Origin of the sequence: Saccharopolyspora endophytica, assembly GCF_018070075.1 — a bacterium.
In the GTDB taxonomy this organism is placed as follows: Bacteria; Actinomycetota; Actinomycetes; order Mycobacteriales; family Pseudonocardiaceae; genus Saccharopolyspora; species Saccharopolyspora endophytica.
This window is the reverse complement of sequence record NZ_JAGPXE010000012.1, coordinates 256968-266712: the sequence shown is the minus strand read 5'-3', so window position 1 is coordinate 266712 and position 9745 is coordinate 256968. Positions and strand designations below refer to the sequence as shown.

At 65.3% G+C, this 9745-nt stretch carries 7 protein-coding genes; 6 read left to right on the top strand and 1 reads right to left on the bottom strand.

Annotated elements, in window-relative coordinates:
* Window positions 1–529: 529 nt before the first annotated feature.
* Window positions 530–952 carry a hypothetical protein gene (locus tag KBO27_RS25785; protein ID WP_210972441.1) on the top strand — a complete coding sequence of 141 codons (423 nt, stop codon included), beginning with the start codon at window positions 530–532 and terminating at the stop codon, window positions 950–952.
* A gap of 100 nt (window positions 953–1052) precedes the next feature.
* The gene (locus tag KBO27_RS25780; RefSeq protein WP_210972440.1) at window positions 1053–2606 is read left to right on the top strand and encodes a fatty acyl-CoA synthetase; all 1554 of its coding nucleotides are present in this window, start codon (window positions 1053–1055) and stop codon (window positions 2604–2606) included.
* Here the strand turns inward: KBO27_RS25780 and KBO27_RS25775 are convergent.
* Window positions 2575–2925, bottom strand: a complete 351-nt coding sequence (locus KBO27_RS25775) for a VOC family protein (RefSeq protein ID WP_210972439.1) — start codon at window positions 2923–2925, stop codon at window positions 2575–2577. The two genes, KBO27_RS25780 and KBO27_RS25775, sit on opposite strands and share 32 nt — an antisense overlap.
* A 167-nt stretch (window positions 2926–3092) precedes the next feature.
* Here KBO27_RS25775 and KBO27_RS25770 point away from each other — a divergent pair, with 167 nt between their 5' ends.
* The 4 genes from KBO27_RS25770 (at window position 3093) to KBO27_RS25755 (ending at window position 9707) form a co-directional block, all read left to right on the top strand.
* Complete coding sequence (locus tag KBO27_RS25770; protein WP_210972438.1) at window positions 3093–4124, top strand: uroporphyrinogen decarboxylase/cobalamine-independent methonine synthase family protein; 1032 nt, start codon at window positions 3093–3095, stop codon at window positions 4122–4124.
* A 71-nt stretch (window positions 4125–4195) separates the two neighbouring features.
* On the top strand, window positions 4196–4597 hold the full coding sequence (locus KBO27_RS25765; RefSeq protein WP_210972437.1) for a hypothetical protein: 402 nt from the start codon (window positions 4196–4198) through the stop codon (window positions 4595–4597).
* A gap of 2 nt (window positions 4598–4599) precedes the next feature.
* Window positions 4600–8457, top strand: a complete 3858-nt coding sequence (locus tag KBO27_RS25760; protein WP_307870613.1) for a caspase, EACC1-associated type — start codon at window positions 4600–4602, stop codon at window positions 8455–8457.
* Window positions 8458–8717: 260 nt separating this feature from the next.
* A complete protein-coding gene (locus KBO27_RS25755) occupies window positions 8718–9707 on the top strand; it encodes a DUF6461 domain-containing protein (RefSeq protein WP_210972435.1) in 990 nt (329 codons plus the stop codon).
* The last annotated feature ends 38 nt before the right edge of the window (window positions 9708–9745 follow it).

Below are 9745 nucleotides of genomic sequence, written 5' to 3'. Positions count from 1 at the left end.
CCGATCCGACTTGCCGATCTTCTTCCGGTCTGCGCTCACAGCGTCAGAGCTCATCACTCACAGTGCCCATCCCGCCGGACCCACGCCCGGCGCGTCAGGCTGGAAACACCGTTACCCCGACAGTCCCGGCCTTTGCTGACCCACTGGGTCTTTCGCAGCAGAGTCCTGTGGAACGGGCGGATCCAAATTCGTTGAATTTCTCGCAGCGCACGATATCGGGAAACAATTACGCAGAACTGATGCGGTCGGGGCAATGGGACTGGTCTCGATCTGGCCCGCTTCACGTGATGGAAGTTGACGGGCAGCTCGTATCCTACGACAATAGGAGGCTCAATGCTGCCCGCGAAGCAGGGCTCGATAGTGTGCCAATTGTACGCGTGGACCCAAATGCTCCACATCCCGATTCGGGGACAGGGAAGACTTGGGGGCAGAAGTTTAACGAGCGATTCAATGATCGTCGGAATATCCGAGAAGGTGGCCCAGTTCCGAGCACTGGTTTGAGGGAGGCTCCTGCAGTAAAATGCAAAAAATGAGTGAAATTTCGACCCTCTGGCTCAGTGGCGAGCTCCCTATTCGTGATGGGCTATACCGGGCGACCGGCGAGTCATTCGATGTCCGTGTGGATCCAGACTCGACGCGCGGATACGAGGTTCTCGGCGACTTTAGTCTTGAAGAGTTCCGGAGGGATGAGCCTGACGAGGTCACAAAGATTGACATCGCTCGAAAAGTGCCTGTCAGTGGTGGTTTCGTTTGCTGCGGGGAGGGCTCGTTCGGGTCTGAGGGATTTTTTGCGTACCTGGATGATGATGAAGTTCTAGTCTGGGTGATCTATCTGGAGGAGTCGAATCCTTTTGTTGAGGTTGAATCTGACGGGGATTGGGTCAAATTCAGGTCAACTGCGGGGTTCGAGTTTTCGGGAAGAATTGGTGGCGGTGGCCTGGAGGGTGCCTGAATTCCTTGTATGCGCGGGATGCGTTGTGACTGTGTGTCTCTAGTGCCGTCTCGTTTGTCGGGTTAGTGTCGGGCGTCACTGGTTTGCGTGGGGAGGTCCGATGGTGGAGCTTCGGGGGAGTGCGGTCGCGGATGTGGTGCGGCGCAGTGCGGCGCGCGTGGGCGATCGGGAGGCGTTGCGGTTCGTCGACTCCGCTGGGCAGGAGCGGGTGTGGAGCTACGCCGAGCTCGATGCCGCCGTGAGCAGGGCCGCCGGGTTCTTGTTGGCTTCCGGGGCGGTCAAAGGTGATCGGATCGCGGCCTACGGGAAGAACTCCGACGCATATCTGATCGGATTCCTGGCCTGCGCACGGGCAGGTCTCGTGCACGTGCCGATCAACTACAACTTGACCGGAGGGGAACTTTCCTATCTCCTCTCCCAGTCGGGAAGTTCTCTCGCGCTGGTCGATCCCGCTCTGATGGGCAACGTCGATGCCGTGCGGGCGGAAACGTCCCTGCAGCAGGTCATCGCGTTGCGGGACGAGAAGGGCTCCTTGCTGTCGCGCAGCGTTGAGGGCGAGGTTCCGGACCTCGACGTGTCCGTGAAGGACGACGATCTGGTGCAGCTGCTCTACACCTCCGGCACCACCTCGCTGCCCAAGGGCGCGATGATGACGCACCGCGCGCTGCTGCACGAGTACGTCTCCTGCTTGCAGGCGCTGGACTTCGGCGAGAACGATCTGCCGCTGCACGTGATGCCGCTGTACCACTCGGCGCAGATGCACGTGTTCCTGCTGCCGCACCTGATGATCGGTGCGAGCAACCTCCTCGTCGAAGTGCCCGATCCGGCCGACATCCTGCGCCGGATCGAGAGCGAGCGGATCACGTCCTTCTTCGCCGCACCCACGGTGTGGGTCGCGCTGGCCAACCACGCCGACTTCGCCACCCGCGACCTCAAGGCGCTGCGCAAGGCGTACTACGGCGCCTCGATCATGCCCGGGCCGGTGCTGCAACGACTCCGCGATCAGCTGCCCGAACTGGGTTTCTACAACTGCTTCGGGCAGTCCGAGATCGCCCCGCTGGCCACCGTGCTGCGCCCGGAGGAGCACGACGAGCGGCCGGACTCCGCCGGTCGGCCGGTGCTGTTCGTCGAAGCCAAGGTCGTCGACGACCAGGGAGAAGAGGTCCCGCCGGGCGAGCTCGGCGAGATCGTCTACCGCTCCCCGCAGCTGTGCACCGGGTACTGGGACAAGCCGGAGGAGACCGAGGAGGTCTTCCGCGGCGGCTGGTTCCACTCCGGTGACCTGGTGCGACGCGACGAGGTCGGCTACTGCTTCGTCGTCGACCGGATCAAGGACGTGATCAACACCGGTGGTGTGCTGGTCGCCTCCCGCGAGGTGGAGGACGCCCTCTACGCGCACCCGGCCGTGGCGGAGGTCGCCGTCATCGCGGTGCCGGACCCGAAGTGGATCGAGCGGATCGCGGCCGTCGTCGTCACCAAGGACGAGGTCACCGAGCAGGAACTCATCGACCACGCCCGGCAGGGCCTCGCCGGGTTCAAGGTGCCCAAGCAGGTCCACTTCGTCGACGACCTGCCGCGCAACAGCTCCGGGAAGCTCCTGAAGAGGGTCCTCCGCGACGAACTTACGACGCCACCGGGTTCTCGACGAGCGTGATCCGGTTGCCGTCCGGGTCGTGCACCGCCGCGAACCGCACGATCTGCGCGCCCGACTGAACCTCGCCGACCGTGATGTCGCGGTCGGCGAGGTCCGCGATGGTCGCGTCCAGGTCATCGACGGTGAGGTTGAGCAGCGTCGAACCCGCGTGCTCGGGCGACTGGAACACCTGCACCCATCCCGACGACGTGACGTGCCAGTCGGCGAGCCCGTCCATCGGCCGCGCGTCGGCGGGCCTTCCCAGCAAGCGCTCGTACCAGGCGGCCGAGACGTCGATGTCGCTGACCGGGGCCACCGCGAGTACGCCGGTGAATGGCATGAGGGGAACCTTTCGCCTGGAACGCGGGCAGTACGACGATGTCGACCGTCGTGGGAGCGGAAACTCATCGGTCGGATCGAGGACTGAGCGAAAGGTTCCCTCGCTGCCACCCGTCCGCCGCCATCACCCGGGCGGAAATGAACCGCGTGGCGGTCGATAATGGGTGGGTGACTGAATCTGCTTGGGGACCGGGTGTGGCCACTGCCGTCGGGTCTTTGCCGGGGACCGACCCGGTGGAGGCCGCGCGGACGGTGGTCGGCGAGTTGCCGGAGCTGATGCCGGTGCCCGAGCTGCCCGGACGCGGGGTCGGGGCCGACATCCTCGGGCGGACGGCCGGACTGCTGGTCGACCTGGCGGTCGAGGTCGTGCCGTCCGGGTACCGCGTGGCCGGAACGCCCGGGATGGATCACCGGCGGGCCGTGGACCTGCTGCGCTGGGACCTCGACGCGCTGGAGCAGGCCGTCGCCGAAGCCGGTGCGCCTCGGGTCGTGAAGGTGCAGGCGGCCGGGCCGTGGACGCTGACCGCCGGGATCGAGCTGATGCGCGGGCACCGGGTGCTCACCGACCGCGGTGCGCTGCGGGACTTCACCGAATCGCTCACCGAGGGGCTGATCGCGCACGCCGAGCAGGTCACCGCGCGCACCGGCTCGCGGGTCGTGGTGCAGCTGGACGAGCCGTCGCTGCCCGCCGTGCTGCGGGGCTCGCTGCCCACGCCGTCCGGCTACGGCAACGTGGCGGCCGTGCCCGAGCCCGATGTCCAGCGGCTGCTCGGCGAGGTGATCGAAAAGCTCGCCGCGGCAACGGGATCACCCGTCGTCGTGCACTGCTGCGCGAAGCGCCCGCCCGTCGAGCTGCTGCGCCGCGCCGGGGCCGGTGCGATCTCGCTGGACGCCTCCGGTCTCGGGGACGTCTCCGGCACGTTCGCCGACGAGCTCGGGGAGGCGTGGGATGAGAAGACCGCCCTGTTCCTCGGGCTGACCCCCAGCCTCGAACCCGCAGGTCAGGTTGATCTTCGCGGTATCGCCCAGCCGGCGTTCGACCTGGCGACCCGGCTCGGCTTCGGCAAGAAGACCCTCGCTGAACGAGCCGTGCCCACGCCCACCTGCGGCCTCGCCGGAGCAACCCCGGCCTGGTCGCGCCGAGCCCTGTCCCTGACCAAGGACCTCGCCAAGCTCTTCGCCGACGAAGCCGAATCCTGACCGAAACGGCTGATCCTAGATGATCATTCCGCTAAGGTGGTGGGCTGGACGACGCGGCGGAGGGATGTGCCATGGCGCGCTGGCTGATCGGGTTCGAACTACCTGACGTGGATCCTGAGCGCCTTGAGGAGCTGACCCTGGCTCTGCTCGATGAACTGCGTCAACTCGGCGAAGCCCGGATCGACCGGGTCGACGAGCCTGCTCCCGAAGGTGCCAAATCCGGGGTCGCGTTGCAGATCGGCAGTCTCGTGGTCAGCGGTGCGTTCTCGGCGGCGACTGCCGCGGCATTCGCCAAGGTGATGGTCGCTCGGTTCGACCGAGCCAAGGCCCGCAAGGTCACCATCAAGAAGGACAACGGCCAGAGTTTCGAGTTCGATGCTCTCTCAGAAGAGGATCAGCACTTGCTGGTGGAGAAGTTCGCTGCTCAGCTGGTCGACTCCGGGGCCGAGGACGGCGCTGTGGAACGAGCTTGACCGTGAATGGTCGACGGATCGCGCTGCTGTTCGCCACCTCCAGGTACTTGGACAGTGGACTGCAGGAACTGCGCGCACCGGCCGGAGAAGCCCAGGAGCTTCGGCAGGTGCTCGAAACCCAGGGCGACTATGACGCAACGGTGTTCGTCGACGAGTCCAAGAGCGGCATCGAAGGCGCGATCGAGCGAACGCTGAGCACTGCCGGGCCGCGTGACGAGGTGCTGCTGTACTTCTCCTGTCACGGGATCAAGAACGACAGCGGCCGGTTGTTCTTCGCGGCCTGCAACACTGATCTAGGCAGCGTTGAAGCCACCGCCGTGAGTTCGACCTTCGTGCACAGCCAGCTGAGCGGTTCGCAGGCCGGTGCGAAACTCGTGATGCTGGATTGCTGCTACAGCGGAGCCTTCTCACTGGGTATGACTCCCAAAGCTGCCTATCAGGTCGATCACCACCAGCTCAGCGGTCGCGGGACGTATGTGATCACCGCTACCAGCGCGTTGGAGTATGCATTCGAGAACCGGCAGCGCACGTCGAACCAGCCCGTGGAATCCCTGTTCACCAAGGCCGTTCTACGGGGGATCCGCTCCGGTGCCGCGGATGTTGACGGCGACGATCTGATCACTGCGGACGAGCTATACCGTTATGTTCATCGCGAGCTGAAGGACACGCAGACGCCGTGGCAGGACGGGAGAGTCGCGGGGGACCTGATCGTCGCTCGAGTCGGCAACCGGGCATCTCGAATTCAGCCGGTGACGGCTCCTCAAGCCACCCTCGGGGACCTTCTCGAACATCCGGAGATCCGCTCACTGGAACCCCCGGCTGTCACTCTGCAAGTTTCGGTCGGTGTGACCCGGAGCCGCCCTCATCTGCTGAGTTTCGCTGAGCCCAACAGTCATCTTGCCGTGCTCGGACCGTCGCAATCGGGAAAGAGCCGCTTCCTGCGCACGCTGCTGCTCGGGCTGGCTGCTGACGCCGATCCGCACGAGACCGAGATCATCATCATCGACTCCGAGAGCCGCTTCGTGACGTTCGAGAACTTGCCGAACGTCACGTCCGTGGTCGGCCCGGAGGAATCCGATCGGATCGCCGAGCTGTTCAGCGAGCTCGACCACGGCATTCTGGCCCGGCGCGCGATGTTCCGGAGATATCCGTTCGAGCTGCTGGACGACTTTCGTGCGATGAGGCGGAACCGGGAAATTCCTGATGGCCAAGTGGCGCCGGATCGCTTCCTGGTGATCGACCGCTGGGAAACCTTCGCCGATGAGAACCCGGAACTGATCAACCGGGTGGAACAGATCGCGGACAAAGGCACGGCCTTCGGCGTGCACGTCGTCGTTGCGACGAGATCTCGGGCTCGACTCTCCAACGGACTGGCGCACCACGTGCAGCAGTTCGTCGAGCTGAGGGGCCGTGCCGACGCGAATCGACCGCTGGAAGCGGCGACAGGTTCGCAAAGCTTCACGGTTGCGGCGCCAAAACTGCGTGGAGAAGCCGCGATCAACGAGGTGATGCCCTCCGTGATCCATGACTTCGTCCGGCGCGGTAGGAACCGCGGCGACCGTCAAGGAGACTCGAAGCGGCTGCTTGGCGTGGACGTGATGGCAGATGACCCGAAAGGTGCCTGGCTCCCCGTCGATGACCTGCGCATTCCGATCGGCCTTGATGCGTTCGATCGTCTTGTGCACCTCGACCTTCGCCCGGAGGATGAAGGTGGAGCCGGGCCACACGGACTGATCTTCGGTCACCAAGGAGCCGGATCCTCAAACACCCTGTCGGTGATTCTGCTGATGCTGATGTTGACGCATTCACCTGACGACCTGCACGTGGCGTTGCTGCATGAGGGTCCGGTGTCCCCCTTCGGTGACCTGAGCTCGATGCCGCATGTCGTGGCACGAGCCGGTTCCACCGGCGTCTTCCGGACAGGGCGCATCGGCCCACGTGATCTCCGGGGTATTCGCAGCGAAATTATTCGTCGCAAGCGTGGTGCAGACCAAGGCACACCCACACCCAAACTAGTGATCGCGTTCCACGGTGTCGCGGCCGCGTCGGAAGAAGACCCCGACATGGTCGAGATTTTGCGGGACGTGATGGAGCAGGGCCGTGCGGTCGGTGTTCACGTGCTCCTGCTCGCGCACCGCATCACCAACACCCGTGCGATGGAGCTCGTGGAGCACTGCGATTTCCGCGTGGTCCACCGGAGCCCTGAGACCGAAGTGTCGACATTGCTGGGGTCGGTCGCCGCCGCTGTGGGAATGGAGAAGGCGCAGCCCGGGCAGGCGTATTTACGGGTTCGGGACCGGCCGCTCACCAAGCTGCGGATCGGGACTGTTGACCTCAGAAGCCGCGGCGGCGTCATCGACCGCATCAAGGAAACGATCACCAGCCGTCCGCCTGAACTCCTCGACCCCTTGAAACAACCGCTCACTCTCAGCCACGTTCTGGGCGAGGTGGTCGAGAACGAACGAGGGCTCTCGGCGTCCCAATTCGCGAGGGCCGATGGAGTCCCGATCGGGGTCGTTGACGTCCCCGCAGAAGGACGAACGGAGCCTCTTGCGCCGGTCGGCAATATTGCGCTGTGCGGCGGACCGTACTCAGGAAAGGCCTGGCTCGCACAGACGATCGTTCTGTCGCAGGTGCTCACCCGGACGCCGGCCGAGCTGAACTGCTACTTCATCGGGGCGGACACCTTCAGCTGCCGAGCCGCACTCATTGATCTGCCGCACGTCCGAGCTTCCGCACGATTCGATCAGAGCGATCACATCGCCTACATACTGCAACAAATAGGGGCGAGAAATGGCCCGGCGGGACAGAAGTCAATGCTCGTGATCGAGCAGTGGGGGCTGTTCGAGCTGAACAACCCGCAGCTACTTCCGCACGTGAAGGAACTCGCCGGCGATGGGAAGCACGTCACGGTGGTCGTGAGCGCCGAACAGTTCACCGAATCCGATCAATTGCTGCTCGAATCGGTTCCCACCATATTGGAACTCGATAGGGCGACGCCGGGTGCGGGAAAGGTGAACGCGCGCGATTTCCGGGCCGCGACGCCATGGCTGGGCGACGACACCGATCCCGAATCGGCCGACGACCGCGCTCAAGCCTTCGCCCGACGTATCGCCGACGCCTGGCCTCACGCTCCACTGCTCAGGCTCGAAACACCGCCGGAACACGTGCAGTACACCCCTGTGGCCATGCGAGGTCGGACGGAGATCACGCTGGGACGCCTAGTCGGTGATCGGTGGGCGGAGTTCGACTGGTCTAGGGCGCCGCACATGATCTGTCTCGGCGGACCGGGATCGGGCAAGACCAACCTGACCAGAATCGTCCTCGCGGAACTCCAGCGCGTTCGCGAGGCGGACTCCTACGCCACCTACGTCCTCGATCCTCGGCGTGGGTTGCTCGACGAGGTGGGAACGGGCTGGGGCGGCTACGCCGTGATCGCGGAGGAGTTCGACCGCTTGATCAGCGAGGTGATCACCGGAATCAAGACGCGGCTCGATCGAGCCAAGCGCGAGGTGCCCCGGAAGTTGAAGGACCAGTTCGTGATCGTCGAGAACTACGAGCTGATCGAATCCGCGAACCACATGAGAGATCCCCTGCGGCAGAACGCCGACGTCCTCGCTCGCGGTGGTTCCGTGGGGGTGCACTTGATCGTGACGCGCAACTCCATCAACATCGGCGACTCGCTGAACACAGGACTGCTCGCAGAGTTGCGTCAGGCCGGAAGCACGCTGATCGTCCTTGGCGGAGACGAGCGTGACGGCGAGCACCTACCCGGCGTCCCCAGCATCCCGCGTCCGCCCGGCCGGGGTCTGTTCGTTCGGGGCGAAACCGTTGAACCGGTGCAGATTTCCCATGCCTAGCTGAAGAGGGTGGGAGCCTCGCCTGGTCTCGAAGGTCGAGGGTTGTCCGATGACCACATCGCTGGGTTGCGACCATGGTCGGTCGGTGTGTCACGACGGCTTTGTGGGTGTGTCCTCCCCCGCAGGACCTGACCCACTGGTTGTGTCCATTGTGGAATGAGATGGACGGCGTCCGTTTGGACCGGTTGGTGTGGTCTCGTTGTCCGAATGTTTTGCGAAAATGGCCGTGGTCTGACCTTTGCGCTGGTAGGAAGAGCCCTGTGGGCAGTCATTGCGTCGGCGAGCTTGACCGCGTCGCTTGGATCGAGCGCAGCACGATCCGGGACGCGGCGTGCCTGACCCTGGTCCGGAACGACGACCTCGGTCGGGTGGCCGAGTCGTTCGGGGCCGTCACGTCGCACGGGCGGTCGTTGGACATCGACGAGTTCTGCGAGGAGGCGTACGCCTACCAGGAGAAGCACCCGATGATCGGGCTGCGCTCCGTCGGGGAGTGGACCCTCGTCGTCGAGGACAGCGGTGGCCAGGGAGTTCGTCCCGAGGTGCTGCGCCGGGTGGCTCGTCCTGAAGCCGTCTCCTGCTACTGGGACGAGGACGTGCGCACGCGGTTCGCGCACGCCGTCGACGGCGTGATCCAGACGTCCTTCGAAGCCGTGCTGCCCGAGTACCGCGAAGGTGCCCGCCCGGACGCCCTGGAGGAGCACCGCGAACAACTCCCCTGGTCGCAGGGGGCTCCGGTGCCGCTGATGCTGGCCCTGGCCGGGCGGGTCACGGGGGAAGTTCCCACCGAGGGGTGGCTCGGCGGGGAGTTCCGCACCTACCCGGTCGCGCCGTGGCCCGACGACCTCGTCTCGATGCCGCTGGGCGATCTCGACGGCTACCCCGCGGAGATGCTGACCGCGCTGCGGGCCGCCGGTGAGCACGACCAGCGGCGGGTGCTGCGCTCCCTCGCCCACTACGTCGCCACCACCGCCGACTGCATGGACCTGCCCGTCGTGCAGCGCATCCTCGCCGGCGTCCGCCCGGAGTGCGCCGAAGTCGACCAGACCCTGCGCGAACTGGTGTGGAGCGGGATCTGGGAGCGGCCCGCGCTGGTCAGCCGCAACCGGCTGCACGCGATGCAGGTGCTGCGGCAGGTCATGCACGAGGACTCCCGCAGCGCCCTGTCCGGTGTCCTCACCGGCGTCACCGGTGTGCGCGGTGCCGAACCGGCGGCGATCACCGCCATCGTCCGTGACGAGCTGCCGGGCTGAAATTCCTCGTCCCGCCACGGCGGGTCCCGGCGGACGGC